The organism is Janthinobacterium aestuarii (assembly GCF_046113285.1).
Classification (GTDB): domain Bacteria; phylum Pseudomonadota; class Gammaproteobacteria; order Burkholderiales; family Burkholderiaceae_D; genus Janthinobacterium.
Map to the genome: position 1 here is coordinate 3724946 of NZ_CP142524.1, position 23523 is coordinate 3748468.

The 23523-nt window shown below is 64.0% G+C and carries 20 protein-coding genes; 5 read left to right on the forward strand and 15 right to left on the reverse strand.

Annotated features, from left to right (window positions below; translation table 11 throughout):
- Positions 1-61 precede the first annotated feature (61 nt).
- A complete protein-coding gene (locus OX462_RS16610) occupies positions 62-3097 on the reverse strand; it encodes a CHASE domain-containing hybrid sensor histidine kinase/response regulator family protein (RefSeq protein WP_409026570.1) in 3036 nt (1011 codons plus the stop codon).
- Positions 3098-3240: 143 nt separating this feature from the next.
- Positions 3241-4131, reverse strand: coding sequence for a LysR family transcriptional regulator (locus tag OX462_RS16615; RefSeq protein ID WP_070291252.1), 891 nt, complete (start codon positions 4129-4131; stop codon positions 3241-3243).
- 108 nt (positions 4132-4239) lie between these two features.
- Between OX462_RS16615 and OX462_RS16620 the strand changes: the two genes are divergently transcribed.
- The gene (locus OX462_RS16620) at positions 4240-5220 is read left to right on the forward strand and encodes a cyclase family protein (RefSeq protein ID WP_409026571.1); all 981 of its coding nucleotides are present in this window, start codon (positions 4240-4242) and stop codon (positions 5218-5220) included.
- 12 nt (positions 5221-5232) lie between these two features.
- On the opposite strand, the gene cobA is transcribed toward OX462_RS16620, so the two are convergent.
- From cobA to OX462_RS16675, 11 genes are all read right to left on the reverse strand, one after another.
- Positions 5233-5997, reverse strand: coding sequence for a uroporphyrinogen-III C-methyltransferase (gene cobA, locus OX462_RS16625; protein ID WP_409026572.1), 765 nt, complete (start codon positions 5995-5997; stop codon positions 5233-5235).
- A 14-nt stretch (positions 5998-6011) separates the two neighbouring features.
- A complete protein-coding gene (locus OX462_RS16630) occupies positions 6012-7190 on the reverse strand; it encodes a CmpA/NrtA family ABC transporter substrate-binding protein (protein WP_409026573.1) in 1179 nt (392 codons plus the stop codon).
- Between the two features lie 157 nt (positions 7191-7347).
- Entirely contained in the window at positions 7348-7986 is a 639-nt protein-coding gene (locus tag OX462_RS16635) for an ANTAR domain-containing response regulator (protein WP_409026574.1), read from the reverse strand.
- A gap of 73 nt (positions 7987-8059) precedes the next feature.
- Positions 8060-9559: a CoA-acylating methylmalonate-semialdehyde dehydrogenase gene (locus tag OX462_RS16640; protein ID WP_409026575.1), complete on the reverse strand. Its 1500-nt coding sequence runs from the start codon at positions 9557-9559 to the stop codon at positions 8060-8062.
- 14 nt (positions 9560-9573) lie between these two features.
- Positions 9574-10371, reverse strand: a complete 798-nt coding sequence (iolB, locus tag OX462_RS16645) for a 5-deoxy-glucuronate isomerase (RefSeq protein ID WP_409026576.1) — start codon at positions 10369-10371, stop codon at positions 9574-9576.
- The gene (gene iolE, locus OX462_RS16650) at positions 10368-11282 is read right to left on the reverse strand and encodes a myo-inosose-2 dehydratase (RefSeq protein WP_409026577.1); all 915 of its coding nucleotides are present in this window, start codon (positions 11280-11282) and stop codon (positions 10368-10370) included. The genes iolB and iolE overlap by 4 nt, the downstream gene beginning before the upstream one ends.
- 1 nt (position 11283) lies before the next feature.
- A complete protein-coding gene (gene iolD / locus OX462_RS16655) occupies positions 11284-13116 on the reverse strand; it encodes a 3D-(3,5/4)-trihydroxycyclohexane-1,2-dione acylhydrolase (decyclizing) (RefSeq protein ID WP_409026578.1) in 1833 nt (610 codons plus the stop codon).
- Positions 13113-15059, reverse strand: coding sequence for a bifunctional 5-dehydro-2-deoxygluconokinase/5-dehydro-2-deoxyphosphogluconate aldolase (gene iolC / locus OX462_RS16660; protein ID WP_409026579.1), 1947 nt, complete (start codon positions 15057-15059; stop codon positions 13113-13115). The genes iolD and iolC overlap by 4 nt, the downstream gene beginning before the upstream one ends.
- Before the next feature lie 8 nt (positions 15060-15067).
- On the reverse strand, positions 15068-15853 hold the full coding sequence (locus OX462_RS16665) for an ATP-binding cassette domain-containing protein (protein ID WP_070218089.1): 786 nt from the start codon (positions 15851-15853) through the stop codon (positions 15068-15070).
- 3 nt (positions 15854-15856) lie between these two features.
- The gene (locus tag OX462_RS16670; RefSeq protein ID WP_170933038.1) at positions 15857-16990 is read right to left on the reverse strand and encodes an ABC transporter permease; all 1134 of its coding nucleotides are present in this window, start codon (positions 16988-16990) and stop codon (positions 15857-15859) included.
- A gap of 175 nt (positions 16991-17165) precedes the next feature.
- Positions 17166-18215, reverse strand: coding sequence for a sugar ABC transporter substrate-binding protein (locus OX462_RS16675; protein WP_070290740.1), 1050 nt, complete (start codon positions 18213-18215; stop codon positions 17166-17168).
- 259 nt (positions 18216-18474) lie between these two features.
- Between OX462_RS16675 and OX462_RS16680 the strand changes: the two genes are divergently transcribed.
- From OX462_RS16680 to OX462_RS16690, 3 genes are read left to right on the forward strand one after another with little or no spacing between them, the layout of a single operon-like run.
- Positions 18475-19341 (forward strand): MurR/RpiR family transcriptional regulator, encoded by an 867-nt coding sequence (locus tag OX462_RS16680; RefSeq protein WP_034757651.1) that lies wholly within the window; start codon positions 18475-18477, stop codon positions 19339-19341.
- The gene (gene iolG / locus OX462_RS16685; protein ID WP_121669169.1) at positions 19334-20320 is read left to right on the forward strand and encodes an inositol 2-dehydrogenase; all 987 of its coding nucleotides are present in this window, start codon (positions 19334-19336) and stop codon (positions 20318-20320) included. The genes OX462_RS16680 and iolG overlap by 8 nt, the downstream gene beginning before the upstream one ends.
- Before the next feature lie 28 nt (positions 20321-20348).
- Positions 20349-21371, forward strand: a complete 1023-nt coding sequence (locus tag OX462_RS16690) for a Gfo/Idh/MocA family oxidoreductase (RefSeq protein ID WP_121669168.1) — start codon at positions 20349-20351, stop codon at positions 21369-21371.
- A gap of 13 nt (positions 21372-21384) precedes the next feature.
- Here the strand turns inward: OX462_RS16690 and OX462_RS16695 are convergent, their stop codons facing one another.
- Complete coding sequence (locus OX462_RS16695; RefSeq protein ID WP_070218097.1) at positions 21385-21732, reverse strand: helix-turn-helix domain-containing transcriptional regulator; 348 nt, start codon at positions 21730-21732, stop codon at positions 21385-21387.
- Entirely contained in the window at positions 21689-22054 is a 366-nt protein-coding gene (locus tag OX462_RS16700) for a type II toxin-antitoxin system RelE/ParE family toxin (RefSeq protein ID WP_070218118.1), read from the reverse strand. Before OX462_RS16700 ends, OX462_RS16695 begins: the two co-directional genes overlap by 44 nt.
- 236 nt (positions 22055-22290) lie before the next feature.
- On the opposite strand from OX462_RS16700, the gene OX462_RS16705 reads away from it, so the two are divergent.
- A complete protein-coding gene (locus tag OX462_RS16705; protein ID WP_409026580.1) occupies positions 22291-23508 on the forward strand; it encodes a hypothetical protein in 1218 nt (405 codons plus the stop codon).
- Positions 23509-23523: the final 15 nt, after the last annotated feature.

Genomic DNA, 23523 nt, shown 5'->3' on the forward strand with positions numbered 1-23523 from the left:
TTGCCGCGTCTCCGGCCGGGTGACCGGAGACGTCAAACGCCTATTATCGCCGCTGCCTGCCTCAAGGGGCGTCGCTGGCGGCAAATTCCACGGAAATTTGTTCCGCCACCTGCGCCAGCGCCGGCCCGAGCGCCGCCAGCAAGGCGCGCGCCTGCTGCATGTCGCCGCCCAGGCGCAAGCCTTCGATCGACAGGCACAGGGCGGCGAAAGCGTGCGCGCCCACGGCCAGCGCCGACGATTTGCTGCGGTGGCCCAGGTCGGCCAGGCGCCCCAGGTCTTCCAGCGCCATGGCTTGCTCCATTTCGGCGATGCCGTCGCGCGCCGTGTCGAGAAACAGCTGGGTGTACTTGCGCATCTTCACGGCGTCATTGCTGAACGTGAGCGCCAGGGTGGCCAGATCGAGGATGGCCGTGTCGCGCGATTCCGGCGCGGCGTCCGATGGCGGCGCTGTCGGCGGTGTCGGTGCCGCCGCCAGCCTGTCGCGGCCGATGCCGCCAATGCCGCCACGCAGGCGAAACCATTTCGCCAGCAGGTGAAACAGCAGATTCGGGGCGATCGGCTTGGTCACGAATTCATCCATGCCCGCCTCCAGGCAGCGGGCGCGGTCTTCGCTGCCCGCGTTGGCCGTCATGGCGATCACCAGCAGGCCGGCAAGTTTCGGGTCGGCGCGGATGCGGCGCGTCGCCTCGAAGCCGTCCATCTCCGGCATCTGCACGTCCATCAGCACGCAGTCGTAGCGCTGGCGGGCCAGCAATTCCAGCGCCTCGCGGCCATTGCAGGCGACGCAAACGGTGGCGCCCGCGTCTTCCAGCAGCTCGCAGCCCACCTGCTGGCTGAAGATGTTGTCTTCCACCAGCAGGATGGAGGCGCCGCGTATCACCCCCAGCACTTCCGGCTCTACTTCGGCGATGCGCTCGTCGGCCCCCTGCGCGCTCTTCTCCAGGCGCGCCGTGAACCAGAAGGTGCTTCCCAGGCCCGGCTGGCTGTACACGCCCACCTTGCCGCCCATGAGCTCCACCAGCTGCTTGCTGATCACCAGCCCCAGGCCGCTGCCGCCATACTTGCGCGTGGTCGACGGGTCGGCCTGGTGGAAGGAGCGGAACAGCTGCGCCACCTCTTCCTGGTTCATGCCGATGCCCCGGTCCTGCACCTCGAAGCGCAGCATGGCATGGCTGGCGCGCTCCTCGGACTGGCGCACGCGCACGAAGATGCTGCCATTGTCGGAAAACTTGATGGCATTGCTGGTCAGGTTCAGCAAGACCTGCTCCAGGCGCAGCGGGTCGCCGCGCCAGCGCTGCGGCAGCTCGGACGCGATATCGAACTGCAGCGCCAGGCCCTTGACGGCGGCCGCGTCGCCCAGCTGGCTGGCGATGTTCGCCAGCAGGGTGTCGAGACGGAAGTCCAGCACCTCCAGCTCCAGCTTGCCCGCCTCGATCTTGGAAAAATCGAGGATGTCGTTGATCAGGCCCAGCAAATGCTGGCCCGAATGGAAGATTTTCTGCAGATAGTCGCGCTGGCGCGCATCGGCCACCGATTTCAGCGCCAGGTGCGCCATGCCGATAATGCTGTTCATCGGCGTGCGGATTTCATGGCTCATGTTCGACAGGAAGTCGCTCTTGGCCTGGCTGGCCGCGTCGGCCTGCTCTTTCAGGCGGTGCAGTTCCGTCACGTCGGTGGACAGGCCGATCAGGCCCGTGACGGGACCGGGCAAGCCCAGCGGCACCTTCACGCTCCACAGGTGATGCACCTGGCCCTGCGCATCGACGAAGCGCTCCTCGCCGACGAACTTGGCGCCGCTGTCGAAGACCTGGCGCTCCGTCAGCTGCGCGGCGGCCGCCGCATCGCCGAGCATCAACTCGCCATCCTGGCGGCCGATCAGCTGCTCCGCGGGACGGCCGAGGATGGTTGCCGTGCGCGCATTGACGTAGCGGTAGCGCAGGTCGGCATCCTTCATGTAGACGTAGGCGTCGACGCTGTCGAGCACCGTATCGAGCAGGGTGCGCTGCGCCACCGCGCTGCGGCGCGACCGATACAAGGTAAAGATATAACCGTAAATGAGCAGGGTACCGGCCACGCCGACGCCCAGCGCCAGCCATGGAAAATAGCGGTCGAAGGGGCTGTACAGCTCCGCCTTGCGCACGCGGAAATGGGCTTTCCACAGGCCGCCCTGGTAAGCGACGGGCAGCACCTGGTCGAAATAGTCGGCATCGCTGCCCGGTTGCGGCGGCGCCGCCGCCAGGTCGCCGTCATCGTTGAACAGCAGGCGGTCCTGCGGCGTGATGGACAGGGACCCGCTGGCCGTCAAAGGGTCGGCCGCGCTGTACAGGGTCAGGTGCAGCGGTTCCAGGGCGCTGCGTTCGAGCGCGCTGTGCACCAGCTGCGCCACGCCAAAGCCGATGCCGACGGAGCCCTGGTAGGCGGCGCGGCGCTCGGCCACGCTGCCCTGCGGCATGCCATTGCGGTACACGGGCAGGCGCATGCCCAGGCCGATATGCGCGGGCGGCCCCTTGATCATGATCACCTGCCCCGATGCGCTGACCTGGCCGCTGTCGCGGGCCTGCGCCAGCGACTGCGCCACCAGCGGGTTGGCGCCGATATCGACGCCCATGCGTTCGGCCAGCAGGGAATCGGGCTCCAGGTAGGTGAGCACCGTGTATTCAGGCCGCTCGCCCGCAGGCCGGATGGTGAAAGCGGGATAGCCGCGCGGCGCCAGGCTGGTGTCACGGCGCACGGCCTCGATGAAGGCGGCGCGCTGCGCCGACGGGACGGCCGCCGCGTAGTTGACCGATTCGATGGCCGGGAACTGGCGCACGATATCGAGGCCGGCCACGTAATCGTGGAACTGGCGGCGCGTCAGGTGCTCGCTGGTGCGGAACAGGGCCTCGAGGCCGCGCAGCAGGTCGGAATAGCTTTTTACGCGCGTGATCAGGCTATGCTGGGCGCCATGCGTGAGATTGTCGAAACGCTGTTCGGCGTCGTCATTGACCGTGCGCGCCGCGCCCGCATACAGGGCACCGCCCACCGCCAGGGCCAGCAGCACGCCGCCCGCCCATATCCTGAAGCCCGATACCGCCCCGCCCTTGCTCAAAGTGTGCATTGTCGATCGCTTATTCCGGTTTCCTCGAATGTGCGGCGCTCCGGCCGCCCAGCAAGTACGAGGATACTATCAAAGCTCATGCCCGACGCGCTTGCGCAAGAAAAAAAGCGCGCAGGATGGTTGCACTGGAAAACACCGGGTGCCTAGCCCCCCTGCAGCGCCCCGGCCAGGAAGTCGCAAAAGGCGCGCACCTTTTCCTGCACGTGGCGTCCGTCGGGCGTCAAGGCATACACGCCGCGCCTGGCCATGCCGTGCGACGGCAGTACGCGCACCAGGGCGCCGCTGGCCAGCAGCGGCGCGGCGACGAACGACGGCAGCGCCCCCACGCCGATGCCCGCCACCAGCATATCGGCCAGCAGCAGGCTGCTGTCGGCGGAAAAGCGCACGGGCAGCACGATGCTGCTCGGCCCCTCCGGGCCGGCCAGCTGCCAGACGCCGGGACTGTCGGCCAGGCGGTAAGCAAGGCAATCGTGGCCGTGCAAATCCTGCGCCTGGCGCGGCGTGCCGCGCCGCGCCAGATAGGCCGGCGCTGCGCAGATCATCTGCTCGACGTCGCCCAGGCGGCGCGCCACCAGGGACGAATCGGCCAGCGCGGCGCGGATGCGCAGCGACACGTCATAGCCCTCGCCCACCACGTCGCGCAGGCGGTCGTCCAGGGTCATCTCGATCTTGACGTCCGGATAACGGGCCATGAAGTCCGGCAGCAAGGGCGACAGCACCTTCAGGCCGAACGACAGCGGCGCATTCACGCGCAGCCGCCCCGCCACCTTGCCGGTACAGCCGCGCGTGGCCAGTTCCAGCGCATCGACCTCGTCGAGCAGGCGGCAGCATTCGAGATAGTAGGCACGCCCGCCGTCCGACAAGCTCATGCGCCGCGTCGTGCGCACCAGCAGCAGTGTGCCCAGGCGCGCTTCGAGCTGGCGCACCTGCTTGCTGATGGCCGCCGCCGACTGATTCAAATCCAGCGCCGCCTTGCTGAAGCTGTCGCGCTCGACCACCTTGCGAAACACGCGCATGTGCGCCAGGACATCCATCATTATTTCTCTACAGTTGAATATCTTATTATTTTATCGCTGATTATCATTGAAATGAAAAACAATATGATGGCGGCTTCTTTATTCATGTCACGCAAGGAGTACCCCATGTTCAAACCATCCGCCACCCTGACTGCCCTGCTGCTGGCCCTGCTCGGAGGGACAGTGCAGGCCGCCCTGCCCGAAGTGGGCATCAGCCCCTGGGGTCCGAAAGACGAGATCGGTCGCCTGAACCTGATGACGCCGGCCTCGCGCGCCGCCATTCTGGCGCGCATCGACGGCGGCAAGAGCTATGACCTGGCCGTCGATTTCTATATCGGCATGCCCAGCTGGCAGGCGGCGGGCGACCCACCCTACCAGATGTGGATGACGCACACGCCGAAAGGCAACGTGGTGGCCGATTCCATGCAGGTGGGCGAACAGATGAACCGCCACGTCAGCTACACGGGCTCGGCCGTGTCCATGTATGCGCACATGGGCACGCATATCGACGCCCTGAACCACTTCGGCCTGAACGGCAAGATCTGGAATGGCTTTACGGAGGAACACTACCTGGGAGACCGGGGCTGGACCGTGACGGGCGCGGAGAAATTGCCGCCGATCGTGGCGCGCGGCGTGCTGATCGACGTGGCCGTGGCCAAGGGTCTCAAACAACTGCCCGATAATTACCGGGTGACGCGGCAAGACTTGCGCGCGGCGCTGGCGCAACAGAAGGTCACGCTGGAAAAGGGCGACGTGGTGCTGATACGCACGGGCCGCATGCAGCATTATGAGCAGGCGCAAGCCTACATGGCCAATCCGCCCGGCCTGTCGCTCGATGCGGCGAAATTCCTCGTGGAAGATGGCGGCGCCATGGTGGTGGGCGCGGACAACCTCAGTTTCGAGACGTTTCCGTCCGAAGTGGCGAACAATTACCTGCCTGTGCACACCTATCTGCTGGCGCAGCAGGGCACGCCCATCCTGGAACTGGTCGACCTGGAAGCGCTGTCGCGCGACAAGGTGTACCAGTTCGCCTTCATCGGCGCTTCCTTGAAATTCCGTGGCGGCGACGCGGCGCCCATCCGTCCCGTGGCCCTGCCGATCCGCTAGGCGCGGACAGGCTCAGACGCAGGCGGCGTGCAAGGCACCATGCTCATCCCAGGCATCGGCGCAGCGCACCACGTCGCCCACGACGATGATGCTGGGGCTGCCCAGGCCGCTGGCCTGCAGGTCGTCGGGCAGCTCCTGCAAAGTGCTCAGCAACTGGCGCTGGGCCGGCAGGCTGGCCGATTGCACCACGGCCACGGGCGTGCCGGGCGCCATGCCGCCGGCCAGCAAGCCGGCCTGGATGGCCGTCACCCTGGCCACGCCCATGTAGATGACGAGGGTGAGCTTGCTCTGCGCCAGGGCCGCCCAGTTCGGCTCCGAGGCGCTATCCTTGCCGTGGCCCGTGACGAAGATGGCGCCCTGGCTCCAGGCGCGGTGCGTGAGCGGCACGCCGATGCCGGACGGCGCGGCCAGGCCGCTGCTGATGCCGGGGATCACCTCGACGGCCACGCCGTGACTGCGCAAATAAGCGCGCTCTTCGCCGCCGCGCCCGAACAGATAGGGGTCGCCCCCTTTCAGCCGCACCACGTGCAGGCCGGCGCGGGCCTCGGCCAGCATCAGCCGTTCGATGAACGCTTGCGGCGTGGAGGCGCAGCCGCCCCGCTTGCCCACCTCGACCACGCGCACGCCTTGTGCCGCATGGGCAAGGACGGCCGGATTGACGAGGTCGTCGATCAGCACCACGTCTGCCCGCGCGATGGCCTTTACTGCCTTGATCGTCAACAGGTCCGGGTCGCCGGGACCGGCGCCGACCAGTGTCACACTTCCACATTGCGCCATGATGCACTCTCCAGTCAGAAAAAATGGCCGATGGCAAACGATGCCGCGTACGCTTCCGGCGCGCTGCCGTCCCACACGACGCCGTCGCACAGGGTCGAGCTGCGCATGGGGGCTTTTGGTACGGTCGTGGCCGTCATCTCCGCCGCCTGGCGGTACAGGTCGATGCGGTTGACTTGCCTTGCCACCGCCAGATAATCGGGTTCATCGCGCAGCAAGCCCCAGCGCCGGTGCTGGGTCATGAACCACATGCCGTCGGACAGATACGGGAAATTCACCGTGCCATCGCCGTAGAACTTCAAACCGTGCGCCTCGTCCCAGGTCTTGCCCAGGCCATCCTGGTAATGGCCGAGAATGCGCGGCGCCAGCGTTTCCTGAGGCGTGTTCAGGTAAGCGGGCTCGGCCAGAGTGGCCGCCATGGCCAGCCGGTTGGTATCGCTGGCATCGATCCAGCGTCCCGCCTCGAGCACGGCGGCGATGAGGGCGCGGCAGCTGTTCGGATGCTGCTGCGCAAACGCGGCGCTGGTGCCCAGCACCTTGCCCGGATGGTCGGGCCAGATGGCGCCGCTGGCGGCTGCCGTCACGCCCACGCCATCGACGATGGCCTTGTAGCCCCACGGTTCGCCCGCGCAAAAGCCGTCCATCTGGCCGGCGCGCAAGGCGGCCACCATCTGCGACGGCGGCACCGTCATCACGCGCGCGTCGCGCAGCGGATCGATGCCCTGCGCGGCCAGCCAGTATTGCAGCAGCATCGCGTGGTTGCCGGTCGGAAAAGTATGCGCGAACGCAAACGGCCGCGCCGTGGCGCGCATATGCCGCGCCAGGGTGGGACCATCGTGGGCGCCCTCGCGCGCCAGCGCCGCCGACACGGTGACAGCCTGGCCGCTGTGATTGAGATTCATCAGCACGGCCATGTCGCGCTGCTGCCCGCCGATGCCCATCTGCACGCCATACACAAGGCCGTACAGCACGTGGGCCGCATCGAGTTCGCCATTGTTCAGTTTATCGCGCACGCCGGCCCACGACATCTCGCGGCTCAGTTCGATCTTGATGCCGTATTTTTCATCGAGACCCAGCTTCGACGCCATCACCAGCGAGGCGCAATCGGTCAGCGGCAGGTAGCCGATGCGTATCGTCTGTCTTTCCGGCTGCAGGGTCCGCATCACCTGGGCACTGTCTGCCATTTTCTCTGTCATACCATTCCTTGCCGATAAATACTGTTTTGCCGTGCCGCTGTGGGCAAGGCTCTCACCTTCCAGCAGCAAGGAGCGTGCCCGTACCTGCCCGCTTCATGGCGGCTGGAAACGCACCGCAATGGTGCGCTGCACCAGCATGTGTCAGGAAATGGACGATTCATCCCAACAAGTCCTCCACGTCGAGAATGCGCTGGGCAATCTCTGCCAGCTTGAGTTTCTTGTTCATGGCCATGCTGCGCAGGCGCTGGTATGCCTGCTCTTCCGTCAAGCCGTGGTGCGTCATCAACAGGCCCTTGGCCCGCTCGATCACCTTGCGCTCCAGCAACTTGTGCCGCGTGTCGAGCAATTCGGCGCGCAATTTTTCTTCCTGGCGAAAGCGCGCGAGCGCCACGTTCAGCACGGGCAAGATGCGCTCGGCATGCAAGCCGGCGACGATGTAGGCGGAGACGCCGGCCGCCATGGCCGCGTCGATGCTGGCCGTGGCGCCGTCTTCCGTAAACAGCACGATGGGGCGGCGCTCGTCGCGCGTGGCGATGACGATGTGCTCGAGCACGTCGCGCGCATCCGATTCCGCGTCGATGATGATGAGATCAGGCTGCAGTTGGGCGATGCGCTCAGGAAGGTAGAGGTCGGCTGGCAGGGAGGCGACGATGTCGTAGCCCGATTCCAGCAAGCCGATGCGCAAGGCATTGCCGCGCTGCACTTGGGCAGCCAAGGCCGCATTCTCGTGCACGCCGTGCTCGACAATAGTGTTGACGACGACGATGCGCAAAGGCTGGGTACGGCTGGACGTCATGGGAGCGATCTGCAATGGCTAAACACAACCATTGCAGTAAGCAAGAAGCGAACCAGCCGGTTTTACAGCGGAATTACTTCAGGGTCGGCATGGCAAACTCCGCCCCGGCCGCCGTCGAGGCCGGCCAGCGCTGCGTCACCGCCTTCTGCTTCGTATAGAAACGCACCGATTCCGGGCCGTGCGCATGGTGGTCGCCGAACAGGCTGCGCTTCCAGCCGCCGAAGCTGTGGAAGGCCATCGGCACGGGGATCGGCACGTTCACGCCGACCATGCCGACCTGCACCCGGTGCGTGTATTCGCGCGCCGTGTTGCCGTCGCGCGTGTAGATGGCCGTGCCGTTGCCGTATTCATGCGCGTTGACCAGGTCCAGCGCCGCCGTGAAATCGGGCACGCGCACGATGCACAGCACGGGGCCGAAGATTTCTTCCTTGTAGATCGTCATCTCGGGCGTGACGTGGTCGAACAGGCTGCCGGCGAGGAAAAAACCTTTCTCGTGGCCTGGCAGGACGAAGCCGCGCCCGTCGCAGATAAGCTTGGCGCCCTCTTCCACACCTTGCGCGATATAGCCGGCGATCTTCTCCTTGTGCACCTGCGTCACCACGGGTCCCATCTCGGCCGACAGATCCATGCCCTGCGTGATCTTTAATGCCGCGATGCGCGGCACCAGGGCTTCCACCAATTGGTCCGCCACATTGCCCACCGCCACGACGACGGAAATGGCCATGCAGCGCTCGCCGGCCGAGCCGAACGCGGCGCCCATCAGGGCATCGACCGTCTGGGGAATGTCCGCGTCCGGCATGACGACCATGTGGTTTTTCGCGCCACCGAGCGCCTGCACGCGCTTGCCCTGCGCGCAGCCCGTCGCATAGATATACTCGGCGATCGGCGTGGAACCGACGAAGCTGACGGCGCGCACGTCCGGGTGGTGCAGCAAGCCGTCGACGGCTTCTTTATCTCCCTGTACCACGTTGAAGACGCCGTCCGGCAAGCCCGCGTCCGTCAGCAGCTGCGCCAGGAGCAGGCTGGCCGACGGGTCGCGCTCGGACGGTTTTAATACGAAGGTATTGCCGCAGGCAATCGCCATCGGGAACATCCACATCGGCACCATCACGGGAAAGTTGAACGGCGTGATGCCGACACAGACACCGAGCGCCTGGCGGATCGACCAGGCGTCGATGCCGCCGGCCACCTGTTCCGAATACTCTCCCTTCATCATCTGCGGGATGCCGCAGGCAAACTCCACCACTTCGATGCCGCGCGTCACTTCGCCTTTCGCATCCGTGAAGACTTTGCCGTGTTCGGCCGTAATCAGGGCGGCCAGCTTGTCGGCGTTTTGCTCCAGCAACTCCTTGAATTTGAACATGACGCGGGCGCGGCGCAGGGGCGAGGTTTGCGACCAGGCGGGAAAGGCCGCATGGGCGGCAGCCACGGCCGCGTTCAGTTCGGCAGGCGTGGCCAGCGCCACCTTGGCCGTCACGGCGCCCGTGGCGGGATTGAACACATCGCTCGTGCGCTCGGTGCGCGAAGCCATGGGGTTGCCACCAATAAAGTGGCCGATCATCGGGGTCGTCATTGTCTTGTCCTTGGTTATTTCGTCATCAGCCAGTCATGGGCCGGGTCGTTTTTAAAGTGCCACACGCGTTTCGGGCCGGCCATCACGTTCAGGTAATAGCCGTCGTAGCCATACGGCACGGTGACGGGGTGGTAGCCACGCGGCACCATCACCACGTCGTGGTTTTCCACGGCCATCGCTTCGTCAATGGAGCGGTCATCCGTGTAGACGCGCTGGTAGGCAAAGCCCTGTTCGGGATTGAGCCGGTGATAATACGTTTCTTCCAGCGAACTTTCCTGCGGAATATTGTCGCTGTCGTGTTTATGGGGCGGATAGCTGGACGAGTGGCCGGACGGCGTGACGACTTCCACCACCAGCAAGCCGTCCGCTGCTTCCGTCTGCGGCAGGATGTCGCACACATAGCGCGTGTTGGCGCCCTTGCCGCGCACGGAGCGCGTCATGCTCGATGGCTCGATCAGACGCGCCGGGCGGTGCGTCGTGGCCGGTGCGCTGCACAGGGCGACCTCGGCGGCGCTCACGGCCGTGATACGCACCGTGGTGTCCAGCGGCACATACACGGCGTAGGGCGAGACGTCCTCGAAGACGCTGGCGCGCTTGCCGATGCCTTCCCAGACGTGATCGCCCGCCCGCACCGTGACCGTGCCCGTCAGCACGACGAGGCACAGCTCGCGGCTGCCCGTCTCCAGCGTCAAGACCTCGCCCGCCGCCAGGCGGTGGGCGGCAAAGCCCACGTGCGTCCAGCCGGCCGATGCGGGCGTGACTTCCACAATCTTGCCGCCGGCCTTGCCTGCTTTGACCAGCAGCGGGCTCATGCCGCCTCCCGACCCAGGCGCGGAATCGCATCGACCAGGCGCGCCAGGTAATCGTGGCCCATCTTCGCGTATGCGTAGCTGGGGGCGACGGCCGGGTCCTGCTCCGCCTCCACCACCAGCCAGCCCGCGTAGCCATGCAGATACAGCCGCGTCAGGATGGCCGGGAAGTCGATGCAGCCGTCGCCCGGCACGCTGAAGGCGCCATTGATGACGGCCTGCAAAAAACTCCAGTGGCCATTGCGGGCCAGTTTCACCACGTTCGGGCGCACATCCTTGCAATGCACGTGGCAAATCCTGTCGATATGTTTATTGAGCACCGCCAGCGCGTCGCCGCCGGCAAAGGTGATATGACCCGTATCAAACAACAAGCCCACTTCCGGCCCCGTCAAGGCCATCAGTTGATCCACGTCGGCCGGCGTTTCCACGTAGGCGCCCATGTGGTGGTGGTAGGCCAGGCGCACGCCGTGCGCCAGCAGGTGGGCGGCAAAGGCCGTGAGTTTATCGGCGTAGTCCTGCCATTGCTGGGCGGACTGGAAACGCGGGCGTTTATACAAGGGACGCGCTTCGCCCTGGATGGCGTCGGCCACTTCGCCATACACCATGACGGTGGCGCCGCTGTCGGCCAGCAGCCGCAAGTGTGACGCCACGGAGGCAATCTCGTCTTCGACGCTGCGGTGCGCCAGGCGGCCCGAATACCAGCCGGAGACGCACGCCAGGCCATATTTGCCCAGCACAGCGTTCAGGGCCGGGGCATCTTTCGGAAACTTGTTGCCCAGCTCAAAACCCACGTAGCCGATCTCGGCGCCTTCCTTCAGCGCCGTTTCCAGGGGCGTTTCGCCGCCCAGGCTCGGTAAATCGTCGTTCATCCACGAGATCGGATTGATGCCGATACGTACATTCCAGGTAGTCATTTCAATTCCTTTGTTTCAGGCGATCGTTTTCATAACGGGCACGCGCAGCTTGCACGCCGGACTGGGTGGAGACCTCGGGCACGGCCACCTCCCACCAGCAGCCGCCCTCCTCGGTCGTGCGCGTGTCGTCCGTGTCGATGCAGATCAGATACGTGCGGGAAGCTGCCCGGGCGCGCAGCATGGCCTGTTCGAGTTCGGCAATCGAGGCCACATGTTCGGACAGCGCGCCCAAGGATTGCGCATGCAGGGCGAAGTCGATAGGCGGTGCGCTGTCGGGCAGCATATTGTTGAACGAGGCATTGCCGCAGGCCTGCTGCAATCGGTTGATGCAGCCATAGCCCCGGTTGTCGAGCACGACGATGATGAGTTTTTTGTCGAGCATGACGGAGGTGGCGATTTCCGAATTCATCATCAGATAGCTGCCGTCGCCCACCATGACGATGACTTCGCGCTCGGGTTGCGCCATCTTGACACCGAGGCCGCCGGCAATCTCATAGCCCATGCACGAGTAGCCGTATTCCATGTGGTAGCCGCCCGGCGCCGACGTGCGCCACAGTTTATGCAACTCCGCCGGCAAGGTGCCTGCCGCGCAGACGACGATATCGTTGCTGGTCGAGTCCGCTGAAGAGCGCTGCACGGCGCCGATGACTTCGCCGTCATACGGCAAGCCGGCCACCTCGCGTTTGCCCGTAATGGCCAGCACGGTATCGCGCCAGGCATGCGCCGCCTGCTGCGCGCGCTCCAGCCACTGGCCCGCGCTATTCCAGTGCGCCAGCCTTTGCGACAAGCCCTGCAAGCCCAGGGTCGCGTCCGCTTGTACACCCAGGCCGCGGCGTTTCAGCGCATCAAAGTTGTTGACGTTCAGGCTGAGCAGTTGCGCCTGCGCAAACAGGGAGTTCGATCCTGTCGTGAAATCCTGCAGGCGCGTGCCGACGGCCAGCACCACGTCGGCCTGCGCCGCCAGCGCGTTGGCGGCGGGCGAACCGGTGACACCGATGGCGCCCAGCTGCAAAGGATGGTCCCACGGTAAAGAACTCTTGCCGGCCTGGGTTTCCGCCACGGGGATGCCGTGGCGTTCGGCAAACGCCTGCAAGGCGGCGCCGGCCTGGCCGTACAGCACGCCGCCGCCGGCGACGATCAGCGGCTGTTTTGCATTTTTCAACAGCAACGCGGCCTCTTCCAGTTCCTGCTCGACGGGCGGCACGGCGCGGAAACGCACGACTCTCGGTTCGAAAAAGTCGGCCGGATAGTCATACGCCATCGTCTGCACGTCTTGCGGCAGAGACAAGGTCACGGGGCCGCAAGCGGCCGGGTCCGTCAAGGCGGCGATCGCGCGCGGCAAGGCGGTCAGCAATTGCTCCGGATACACGATGCGGTCGAAATAGCGCGACAGCGGTTTGAAGGCATCGTTGACCGAGACGCTGCCGTCCGTGCCATCTTCCAGCTGCTGCAGCACCGGGTCCGGCGCGCGCGAGACGAACACGTCGCCTGGCAACAGCAACACAGGCAAACGGTTGACGTGGGCCAGCGCGGCGGCGGTGAGCAGATTCGTCGCACCCGGACCGATGGAGCTGGTGACGGCCATCATGCGCCGGCGCATGTGGGCTTTCGCATAGGCGATGGCAGAGTGCGCCATCGCCTGTTCATTGTGGGCGCGGTAGGTGGGAAATTGCTCGCGGTACTGGTACAGCGCCTCGCCCAGGCCCGCCACGTTGCCGTGGCCAAAGATGGCGAAGGCGCCGCCGAACAAAGGCTGTCCATCCTCGGTACGCAATACCGACAGATAGCGCACCAGCGCTTGCGCCATGGTCAGGCGGATCGTGGTGGTGGTCATGCCGCACGCTCCAGGCGGTTGCGCGTGCGCTGCCACAAGCTGATCAGCTGCTCGAAATTGGCGCGCACGGCGGCGATCAGGCCAGCATCGTCGAGTTCGCCGGCCAGCCAGCGGCGGCTCGGTTCCTGGAAGATGGTGCGGCCCACCATGAAACCCTTGCAGGTGGTGCTGGCACTGGCTTGCTCAAAACTGTCGGCCAGGGCGGCGATGGGCGCGTTCAAGCCCAGCAAGACGACGCCACGGCAATACGGATCGCGCTCGTGCACGAGGGCATCGATGGCTTGCCATTGCTGGGCCGACATGCTTTCCAGTTTCCACCATTCCGGGTAGATGCCGAGGTTGTACAGGCGCTTGACGGCGCGCAAGACAGTATCGTCACTGTGCGGCAAGGCTTCCGACGGTATGACCTCGAGCAACAGTTCGTGACCGCTCACTTGCGCCGCATCGTACAAGGCCTTGATCTGCGCTTCCTGTTCCAGGCGGTTTTCCACGGCGTCGTCCGGATGCAGCTGCACCAGGCACTTGATCACGTGTTCCTTCGGCCAGCTGAGCAGGTGCGAGCCGATGGAGCGGCCCCAGTCAAATTGCAGCGGATTGGAACCGGGCAATTCCACGGGACGACCTATCCACCAGCCGCGCCCCGTCGCATCGTTGAGCGCGTCGACGCCATAGCGGCCATCGATCAGCACGCCTGTCTTGCCGGCCAGTTGCAAGGCCGTTTCCGTTTGCGCCACGGCTTGCACCATCAATTGCTTCAAGGCCGCAATGGCTGCTTCGGGCGCGCCGGTTTGTTGCGCCAGCTCAAAAAATTGCGTGCGGTGGTCGAACGCAAACACGCACAGCTCGTTCCACTGCGGGCGCGCCACCGTCGTGCGGTGCAGGCGCGACAAGGTCGCGTCCTGGTCCGGCTGCGTGAGCTTGGCCGCATTGGCCAGGAAATAGTCGAGCTCGACGGGCGACGGCATGGCCGGCGCGCAGCCGTGGCGCGACACGACGAGGGCGCCGCAGCCGTTCGCATAGCGGCAGCATGCCTCGTAATCCTCGCCGCGCAGCCAGCCTTTCAGGAAACCGGAAAGAAAAGCGTCGCCCGCGCCAAGCACGTTCAAGACTTCCACGCGCACGCCGCGGTAGTTAAACGCGTCATCCAGACTGGCCGGCACCACGTTGTCGATGACGGCGCTGCCCAGCGGCCCGCGCTTGACCACCAGGGTTGCACTGCTCACCTTGCGCACGGCGCGCAGGGACGCCATGATATCAACGCCGCCGCCGGCGATCATGAATTCCTCTTCCGTGCCGACGATCAGGTCGAACTGCGGCAGGATCGCCTGCAGATGTTTGGTGACGCCTTCGTTCGAGACGAAACGCGTTTCGCCGTCCGCCTTGCCGGACAAGCCCCACAGCACGGGCCGGTAATCGATGTCGAGCACGGTGCGCACGTTATTGGCGCGCGCCAGCTGCAATGCCTGCGTGCTGACGGCGTGCATGGCGCTAGTCGAGAAATGCGTGCCGGTGATTAATAAGGCTTTGCTCGACGCAATGAAAGCCGCATCCACCGACGATGCGTCGATGGCCATGTCGGCGCAATTTTCGCGATAAAAGATCAGCGGGAAGGTGTTCTTGTCCTTGATGCCCAGCATGACGAGGGCCGTGAGCCGCTCGCGGTCGATGCCGACGTGGCTGACGTCGCAGCCCTCCTGCGCCAAGGTGTCGGTGAGGAAACGGCCCATGTGGTCGTCGCCCACCTTCGACAGCATGGCCGATTTCAAGCCCAGCCGGGCCGTGCCGAAGGCGATATTCGCCGACGAGCCGCCCAGGTATTTGGCAAAGCTCGTCGCGTCTTCCAGGGTGCTGCCGATCTGCTGCGCGTACAGGTCCACCGCCAGGCGGCCCAGGCAGATCACGTCCAGCGCGCGGCCCTGGGCAAATTGTGTGGAATTATTCATGGCTATCCTTAAATCGTGACACCGTCGAGTTCACTCATCAGCGTTTGCATTTCCGCACCGCCCGCCATCATGTCCAGCAAGGCATCCTTGCTCACCGTATCCTTGGTGAAGGTGCCCAGCGACTTGCCCCGGTTCAACAACGTGAACGAGTCGCCGACCGGATACGCATGGTGCACATTATGCGTAATAAAGATCACGGAAATGCCCCGCTCGCGCGCCTTGTAAATCAGTTTCAGCACATTGAACGATTGTTTCACGCCCAAGGCGGCCGTCGGTTCATCGAGGATCAGCACGCGGGCGCCGAAGTGGATGGCGCGGGCGATGGCCAGGCACTGCTTTTCGCCGCCCGACATGGTGCCGATGGCCTGGTGCGGGTCGCGCACCATGATGCCCATCTCGGCCAGCTTGTCGCGCGCCGTATCGGCCGCATAGTCGATATCCATCACGGGCACCAGGCCCAGCAGTTTTTTCATCGGCTCGCGGCCCATGAAGAAATTGCGCGCCACGGACAACAGCGGCACCAGCGCCAGATCCTGGTAGACGGTGGCCACGCCCATGTCCAGCGCTTCGCTGGGCGAATTGAAGACGACGGGCTTGCCATCGACCAGGTATTGGCCATCGGTGGGCTTGTGCACGCCGGCCAGGGTCTTGATCAGGGTGGACTTGCCGGCGCCGTTATCGCCCAGCAAACAATGAACCTCCCCCTCGCGCAACCGCATGGTGATGTTTTGCAAGGCCAGCACGGAGCCGAAGCGCTTGCTGACATTTTCCAGGGCAAGAATATATTCGCTCATGATTTATCTCGCTTCCGTGACGCGTGAGCGTACAAAGTTATTGAACAGCACCGCGATCAGCAGCATCACGCCGAGGAATACGCGGAACCAGTCCGAATTGATGTTGGTATAAGTGATGCCAATCTGCACCACGCCGAAGATCAGCGCGCCGAAGCAGGCGCCGACGACGGAACCGTAGCCGCCCGTCAGCAAGGCGCCGCCGATGACGGCCGCGATGATGGCTTCGAATTCCTTTTGCATGCCGCGGTCGGCGGCGGCCGAACCCACGTCGCAGACTTGCAAGGTGGCAAACAGGCAGGCGCAGAAGGCCGTGAAGACGAACAGGGAAATCTTGACCTTGCGCACCGGCACACCCACATTCTTGGCCGCGTTGGCGTCGCCGCCGACGGCAAACATCCAGTTGCCGAAACGGGTACGCGACAAGACGAATGCGGCGCCGGCGGCCAGCACCAGCCACCAGGCGATGACTTTCGGCACGCCTTTCACCAGCGGCGAGCCGTCGTCGAGCACGGCGATCCAGCCATGCGCGCCCATCCACTGGAACAGGCCGGTGGCGACGTTGCCGTGGAACAGCAGGCTGGCCAGCCAGTCCTGCGCCGCCAGGTCGCCCACGCCGCTGACGATGGTGCGGTTGGCGAACATGATCGACAGGGCCAGGGTCAGGCCGCGCAGGATGAACAGGAATGCCAGGGTCACGATGAACGATGGCAAGCGTGTCTTGATGACGATGTAGCCGTTGAGCCAGCCCAGCGCCATGGAACCGGCGAAGGCGAACACGATGGCGGCCCACAATGGCCAGTGGAAATAAATCGTCGGGATGGCGATCATCATGCCGGCAAAGCCGATCATGGAGCCGATCGACAGGTCGAATTCACCGGCGATCATCAACAGGCAGGCGCCGATGGCGATGATGCCCAGGTAGGACGCCACTTGCATCCAGTTGACGACGCCATCGAGGTTGAACATGCCGGAATCGCCGGCCGTGATGACGAAGAAGGCAAACACGAGCACCGCGCCGGAAATCGAGGCAAACTCGGGGCGGCCAAAAAACCGTTTGACCCAGCTGGTCGTGCCCACGCGCTCGTCGGCGGCGGCAACTGGCTTGCTGGAGGCGCCGGGAGGCGGAGGAGGATTCATGCCGGGGCTAGCCAGGCTGGATTTGAGCGCAGTCATACGAAGTCCTTTCAGTGATACTTGTTACCAATTCCGATTACTTTCCTGCCAGCATCGCTGGCGCCAGGCGTGTTCCTGCCATGCGCCGCCCGCGGGAGGCGGTGCGGCGCTGGGGAACTCCTGGTGGCGACTGTGTGGATTAGCGGTATTGACCGGCGTATTTTTCGACCTTGGCGATGTTTTCCTTGGTCACGAAACCGGGGCCGGAGCTGATGTGGCGCGGGCCGTAGATGGGCGTCAGGCCGTATTCGGCCAGGCGCGCCTGGTATTTCGGATTGGCGATCAGGATTTCCTTGACCTTGGCCAGGTCAGTGATTTTTTGCTGTTTCATGATGGCCATCACGGCAACGGGAATGTAGCCTTGCAGGTAGGGCTGCTGGTCGATGGCGAACTGGATGCTGCCATCCTTGATGCCCTTGGCGATTTCTTCCGACAAGTCGAAGCTGGCGAAGTACATCTTGCCTTTCAGACCCAGCTTTTCGACGGCGCGCATGGCGGCCGGCGCCGAATCCGGTCCCAGCGCCAGCACGGCCTGGGTCTTCGGATTGCTGCGCAGATAGGCGCTGACCTTGCTTTCGATCACGCCTGGGTCGACGCCGTTGGTGTCGAGCGTGGACGATTTGAAGTCGACGCCGAGCGCATCGGCAAAACCGCGGCAGCGTTCGAACGACGATGCATTCATCGCATAGTGATTCACGCACACGAACGATTTGATGCCCGCTTCCTTGGCGCGCTTGCCGGCGCCCAGGCCCGCGTCATACTCGGGCTGGCCCACGTGCATGATGGCTTTCAACTGTTCGCTTTGCGCCAGGGTGCCCGAATTGATGGTCACGAGCATGATTTTCTTGGCCACGACCGTGCCCAGCGGCTTTTGCAGCACGCTGAAGTCGGCGATGTCGGCGATCAAGCCATCGTAATTGCGCGCGGCCGACTGCTCGATCAGGCGCGCCATGTCGGCCAGGTCGCCATTCGGCGGATTGCGGTAGTCGACGGACACGTTGAAATCTTCACCGGCTTGCTTGATGGCGTTCTTGATGGTATTCCACCAGGAATCGGAGTCCGGCGCATGGCTGACCATGACGAATTTCTCGCCGGCAGCATGGCTGGCGCCCGTGCTCAAACCCAGGCTCAGGCCCAGGCTGGCGATGGCCAGGCACTTCATCAAACCCTTGCTTTTATTGCTATGCATGAATGTCTCCTAGACGGATTAATTTTTATAGTTGCGAGCTTTTATGAAGGGTGTCACCGGCCTGGCCTTGCGGCACGCGAACCGATGCACTGCGCACAGCTTAGGCCACAAAAAAGACAAATGCAATAAAATTTTCAAAATAAATTTAAATAGAAATTCGTTTCTATTTTCAAGATTCCCTCCTATAATTCTCGCCAGAACCAGCCGCACGGAATTGATACGTCATCGCGGCCCAGCAAGCACACCGAGGAAAAAAATCATGGCAGCCACCGCCCCCATCGAACAGCTGATGCAGCACATTGCCGCCGAGTACGACAACCTGTCGCGCCAGCTGAAAGTCATCGCGCAATACATTGAAAAGCACCGGGCCAGCCTGATGCTCGAGCGCATCAGCGACATCGCCGCCGCCTGCGACGTGCAGCCGTCGGCCATCGTGCGTTTCGCGCAGCGCTTCGGCTACACGGGCTTTTCCGAAATGCAAGATGTGTTCCGCCAGGCGTACACGGACCAGGCCGGCGCCACGCCCGACTACCAGCAGCGCATCCGCAAGCTCATTTCCACGCGCGACGCGGCCCTCAGCGCGGGCGACCTGACGCGCGAGTTCGTCGGCGCCAGCCGCGCCGGCCTCGACGACCTGGCCGCCGGACTCGACGACGCGCAACTGGAAGCGGCCGTCAACCTGTTGCTCAAGGCGGAAAACATCTATGTGATCGGCGTGCGCCGGTCCTTCCCGATCGCCTCCTACATCGCCTACGCGCTCGAACACACGGACAAGCGCGTGCACCTGATTAGCGGACTGGGCGGCATGCACCGCGAACAGATGCGCAGCGTGCGCGAACGCGATGTGGCGATCGCCATCAGTTTCTCGCCTTACGGCAAGGAAACCCAGCAGTGCATCAAGGCGGCGCAAGACAAGGGCGCCAAGGTCCTGGTGATTACCGACAGCAAACTGGCGCCGCTCGCGCGGGCCGCCGACGCGTTGTTGACCGTCACCGAGGGCAGCGCCTTCGCCTTCCGCTCGCTGACCAGCACCATCTGCCTGTGCCAGGCGCTGTTCATCGCGCTGGCCTACAAATTAGAGCTCGACATCGAAGAAATCCACACCCCAGGAGAACATGATGATTGAAGTAGCGTTGTTCGGCGCCGGACGCATCGGCAAAATCCACGCGGCCAACCTGGCTGCCCAGCCCGGCGTACAGTTCAAGTACGTGGTCGACGTCAACCAGGAAGCGGCGGCCGCGCTGGCCGGCCTGCATGGCGGCAGCAGCGCGACTGTCGAGGCGGCATTGGCCGACCCGGCCATCAAGGCCGTCGTCATCGCCTCGAGCACGGACACGCACGCGGACCTGATCCTGCGCTCGGCCGCTGCCGGCAAGGCCATCTTTTGCGAAAAGCCCGTCGATCTGACCATCGACCGGGCACGCGCCTGCGCCGCTGCCGTCAAGGAAGCCAAGGTGCTGTGCATGCTGGGCTTCCAGCGCCGTTACGACCCCACCTTCCATGCCGTCAAGACACGGATTGAAGCGGGAGAAATCGGCACGCCGGAATTGCTGGTCGTCACCAGCCGCGATCCCGGTCCGCCGCCCGTGAGCTACATCAAGGTGTCGGGCGGCATCTTCAAGGATATGCTGATCCACGATTTCGACATCTTCCGCTGGATACTCGACGATGAAGCCGTCAGCGTGCACGCCACGGGCAGCTGCCTCGTCGATCCTGCCATCGGCGAGGCGGGCGACCTCGATACGGCCGTCGTCACCATCCGCACGGCCAAGGGCCGCTTGTGCCAGATCAATGCCTCGCGCCGCGCCGCCTACGGCTACGACCAGCGCTTCGAAGTGCTGGGCAGCGCCGGCATGCTGCAGGCGGGCAACCACAAGCCGACGGAAGTGACGGCCTATGGCTCGGTGAACGTCAGCGTGGACAAGCCGGAAGATTTCTTCCTGGAACGCTACCGCGTGGCTTACGCGCAGGAAATGGCGCACTTCTTTGACGCCCTCACCCACGGCACGCCGCTGCGCACCACCGTCCACGATGGCTTGAAGGCACTGGAACTGGCCGAGGCGGCAACGCTGTCGTGGCGCGAACAGCGCGTCGTCACTGTATAAACAAATAATAAAGCTATCTGGAGACCACATGTCATCCCCAACATTAAAAGTCGGCATCGTCGGCCTGGGAAGGCTGGGCCAGCGCCACGCCATCAACCTGGCGCAGCGCGTGCCCAACGCCGAAGTCGTGGCCGCCTGCAGCCCCGTGCCGGCTGAACTGGACTGGGCCGCCAGCCAGCTCGGCATCACCACCGGCTATGCCGACTACGATGCGCTGCTGGCCCATCCCGGCCTAGACGCCGTCTTCCTCGTCACGCCCACCTCGCTGCATGCGGACCAGATCATCGCCGCCTTGCGCGCCGGCAAGCACGTGTTTTGCGAAAAACCGCTATCGCTGGACCTGGCCGACTGCCTGAAGGTGGAAGCGGAGGCGGCGCGCCACCCGCAACTGACCATCATGATCGGCTTCGTGCGGCGTTTCGACGCCAGCTATCATGACGCGCAGCAAAAGATCGCACTAGGACTCATCGGCAAGCCGTATCTCGTGCGTTCGCAAACCTGCGACCAGAACGACCCCAGCGGCGCCTTCATGCGCTTCGCCCCCACCAGCGGCGGCATCTTCCTCGATTGCAGCGTGCACGATATCGACCTGGCGCGCTGGCTGCTGGGCAATCCCGTGCCCAAACGCGTGTATGCGAGCGGCACCAACGCCATCCACACGGGCTTGCAGACGTTCGGCGACGTCGACAACGGCCTGGCGACGGTCGAGTTTAGCGACGGCAGCATGGCCAGCTTCATGGCTTCGCGCACCATGGCGCACGGCCATGAAACCCTGACGGAAGTGTTCGGCACGGGCGGCCGCCTGGCCGTGGGCAGCAATCCGCGCCTGAACAGGGTGGAAATTTCCGATACGCACGGCGTGCGCAACGAATGCACGCCGGACTTCTATGCCCGCTTCGCCGACGCCTTTTTGATCGAAGCGCAGGAGTTCACGGATGCGGCGCTGGGCCGGCGCACCTTGTCATTGACCTTGCACGACGCGACGGAAGCGACGCGCATCGGCCTGGCCATGACGCAAGCGATGCGCGAAGCGCGGCCCGTGGAGTTCTAAGCGCCCCGTGGACTCAGGCGGCCGGCGCGGGAAATGGACGTTCGGGCTGCCTGGGCTCCACGGCCAGCCGCAAGCCCATGGCATCGAGGATGGCGGTCAAGGTGCTCAGCGATGGATTGCCCTCGGGCGACAAAGTACGGTACAGCTGGGTAGGATTGAGCTTGGCCGCCTGCGCCACGGCGGGCACGCCGCCAAAGGCGCGCGTCAGCTGGCGCAGCACGGCCAGCAGTTCGCCATGGTCGCCATCGACGAGGATATTGTTGATCAGTTCAAGGGCGAGAGCGGGGTCGTCGCGGTACAGCTCGGCCATCGCTTCGTCATGCGAGCGGTCTCTCGGTGGTTTGCTTGGTTCCTCTTTCATGTCCTCTCTCCTTCCAGTCGTGCCAGCAGGCACAGGCGTACTCGATATCTTTCGGCTGCGTGCGCTTGTCGCCGCCGCACAGCAATAAAATGATCTGTTCGCCGGCGATGGCGTAATACACGCGGTAACCGGCCCCCACGTCGATGCGCAATTCCCACACGCCATCGTGGCAGAACTTGTGGTCGCCAAAATTGCCGGGAATCATACGCAACACGCGCCGGGCTATGGCCACCCTGGCCGTAGTATCGCGCTGGCGTTTCAGCCATTCCGTGTATAAATCCCTACCCGATGACGTCAGATAGTGCCGGATCTCGTATAGCATATTCGTCCATAAACGAAGAAAGATCAAGGAGAAAATCACGTGGTGCATAAAAAAAGAAGACACGTCATCTTGCGGCTAAACCGCATGACGCAGGTGCCGAATGCCGGGATCACTGATGTATATCAAGATGCGTTTCCCCAGTTACTGTAGAGAAATGATGTGGCGCGTACACGCCTCACGCGCATGCCATTGCGCTATACAATAAGCGCTGCCCAACCGCGAAAAACCCTGCCGCCATGACGAATAACGATAGCAACTCCCCTCCCCTTGCCGACGTGGCCGAACGCTACGTCAAGCTGGTCCTGGCCATGGGCCAGCACGATGCATCGTACGTGGACGCCTATTACGGCCCGCCCGCATGGCAACAGGAAGCGGTAGAACAGCAATTGAGTTTGAGCGACATCAAAGCCGCGACTGACAAGGCGCTGGCCCTGCTGGCCGACGAACCTTGCCTGCGCGCCCTTAACCTGCGCAAGCAGTTGCACGCCGTGCTGGCGCGCGCGGACATGCTGCAAGGCGCACGCCTCGATTTCGATACGGAAAGCGCTCGCCTGTACGACGCCGTCTCGCCCCATCACAGCCGTGCGTACTACGAAGACCTGGTGGCGCAGATCGACGCCCTGCTGCCCGGTCCCGGCACGGTCAGCGCGCGTGTCAACGCCTTGCGCGCGCAACTCGTCATTCCCGCCGACAAGCTGCGCGCCGTCATGGACGCGGCCATCCGCATGGGCCGCGAGCGCACCCTGCAGTACATCGCCCTGCCCGACGGCGAAGATTTTGTATTGGAATTCGTCACCGACAAGCCCTGGAGCGGCTACAACTGGTACAAGGGTAGCTACCAGAGTGTGATCCAGATCAATACGGACTTGCCCGTGTACATCGATCGCGCCGTCGACCTCGGTTGCCACGAAGCGTATCCGGGCCACCACGTCTACAACGTGCTGCTGGAACGCGACCTGGTGCGCGGCAAGGGCTGGATGGAATACTGCATCTATCCGCTGTATTCGCCGCAATCATTGATCGCCGAAGGTACGGCCAATTACGGCATCGAACTGAGTTTTACGGATGCGGAAAGGCTGGACTTCGAACAGCAGGTGCTGTACCCGCTGGCCGGCCTGGACCCGGCGCTGGCGCCCCGCTATGCGCAACTCAATGCCTTGCTGGCCAAACTGAGCTACGCCGACAACGACATCGCGCGCCAGTACCTCGAAGGCAGCATCACGCGCGAAGAAGCGCTGGAATGGCTGGTCAACGTGCGCCTGTATCCGGCCGAGAAATCCGCGCAGCGCCTGCAGTTCTACGATGCCATGGGCGCGTACGTCATCAATTACAACCTGGGCCAGGACATGGCGAAAGCCTATGTCGAGCGCCAGGGCGCGACGCGTGCCGCGCATTGGGCCGCCTTCCGCGACCTGATGTCCTCGCCGCGCGTGCCCAGCGCGCTGCTGGCCTGACGCTGCCGCCGGCGC

Coding starts and splice junctions, on each gene's coding strand:
- OX462_RS16620 (WP_409026571.1), top strand. CDS start 4,240: ATGTTCAAACCATCCGCCACCCTGACTGCCCTGCTGCTGGCCCTGCTC.
- OX462_RS16695 (WP_070218097.1), bottom strand. CDS start 21,732: ATGAAAGAGGAACCAAGCAAACCACCGAGAGACCGCTCGCATGACGAA.
- iolC (WP_409026579.1), bottom strand. CDS start 15,059: ATGAATAATTCCACACAATTTGCCCAGGGCCGCGCGCTGGACGTGATC.
- OX462_RS16665 (WP_070218089.1), bottom strand. CDS start 15,853: ATGAGCGAATATATTCTTGCCCTGGAAAATGTCAGCAAGCGCTTCGGC.
- iolD (WP_409026578.1), bottom strand. CDS start 13,116: ATGACCACCACCACGATCCGCCTGACCATGGCGCAAGCGCTGGTGCGC.
- iolB (WP_409026576.1), bottom strand. CDS start 10,371: ATGAGCCCGCTGCTGGTCAAAGCAGGCAAGGCCGGCGGCAAGATTGTG.
- OX462_RS16690 (WP_121669168.1), top strand. CDS start 20,349: ATGTCATCCCCAACATTAAAAGTCGGCATCGTCGGCCTGGGAAGGCTG.
- OX462_RS16630 (WP_409026573.1), bottom strand. CDS start 7,190: ATGACAGAGAAAATGGCAGACAGTGCCCAGGTGATGCGGACCCTGCAG.
- iolE (WP_409026577.1), bottom strand. CDS start 11,282: ATGACTACCTGGAATGTACGTATCGGCATCAATCCGATCTCGTGGATG.
- OX462_RS16635 (WP_409026574.1), bottom strand. CDS start 7,986: ATGACGTCCAGCCGTACCCAGCCTTTGCGCATCGTCGTCGTCAACACT.
- OX462_RS16705 (WP_409026580.1), top strand. CDS start 22,291: ATGACGAATAACGATAGCAACTCCCCTCCCCTTGCCGACGTGGCCGAA.
- cobA (WP_409026572.1), bottom strand. CDS start 5,997: ATGGCGCAATGTGGAAGTGTGACACTGGTCGGCGCCGGTCCCGGCGAC.
- OX462_RS16670 (WP_170933038.1), bottom strand. CDS start 16,990: ATGAATCCTCCTCCGCCTCCCGGCGCCTCCAGCAAGCCAGTTGCCGCC.
- OX462_RS16680 (WP_034757651.1), top strand. CDS start 18,475: ATGGCAGCCACCGCCCCCATCGAACAGCTGATGCAGCACATTGCCGCC.
- OX462_RS16675 (WP_070290740.1), bottom strand. CDS start 18,215: ATGCATAGCAATAAAAGCAAGGGTTTGATGAAGTGCCTGGCCATCGCC.
- OX462_RS16640 (WP_409026575.1), bottom strand. CDS start 9,559: ATGACGACCCCGATGATCGGCCACTTTATTGGTGGCAACCCCATGGCT.
- iolG (WP_121669169.1), top strand. CDS start 19,334: ATGATTGAAGTAGCGTTGTTCGGCGCCGGACGCATCGGCAAAATCCAC.
- OX462_RS16615 (WP_070291252.1), bottom strand. CDS start 4,131: ATGGATGTCCTGGCGCACATGCGCGTGTTTCGCAAGGTGGTCGAGCGC.
- OX462_RS16610 (WP_409026570.1), bottom strand. CDS start 3,097: ATGCACACTTTGAGCAAGGGCGGGGCGGTATCGGGCTTCAGGATATGG.
- OX462_RS16700 (WP_070218118.1), bottom strand. CDS start 22,054: ATGCTATACGAGATCCGGCACTATCTGACGTCATCGGGTAGGGATTTA.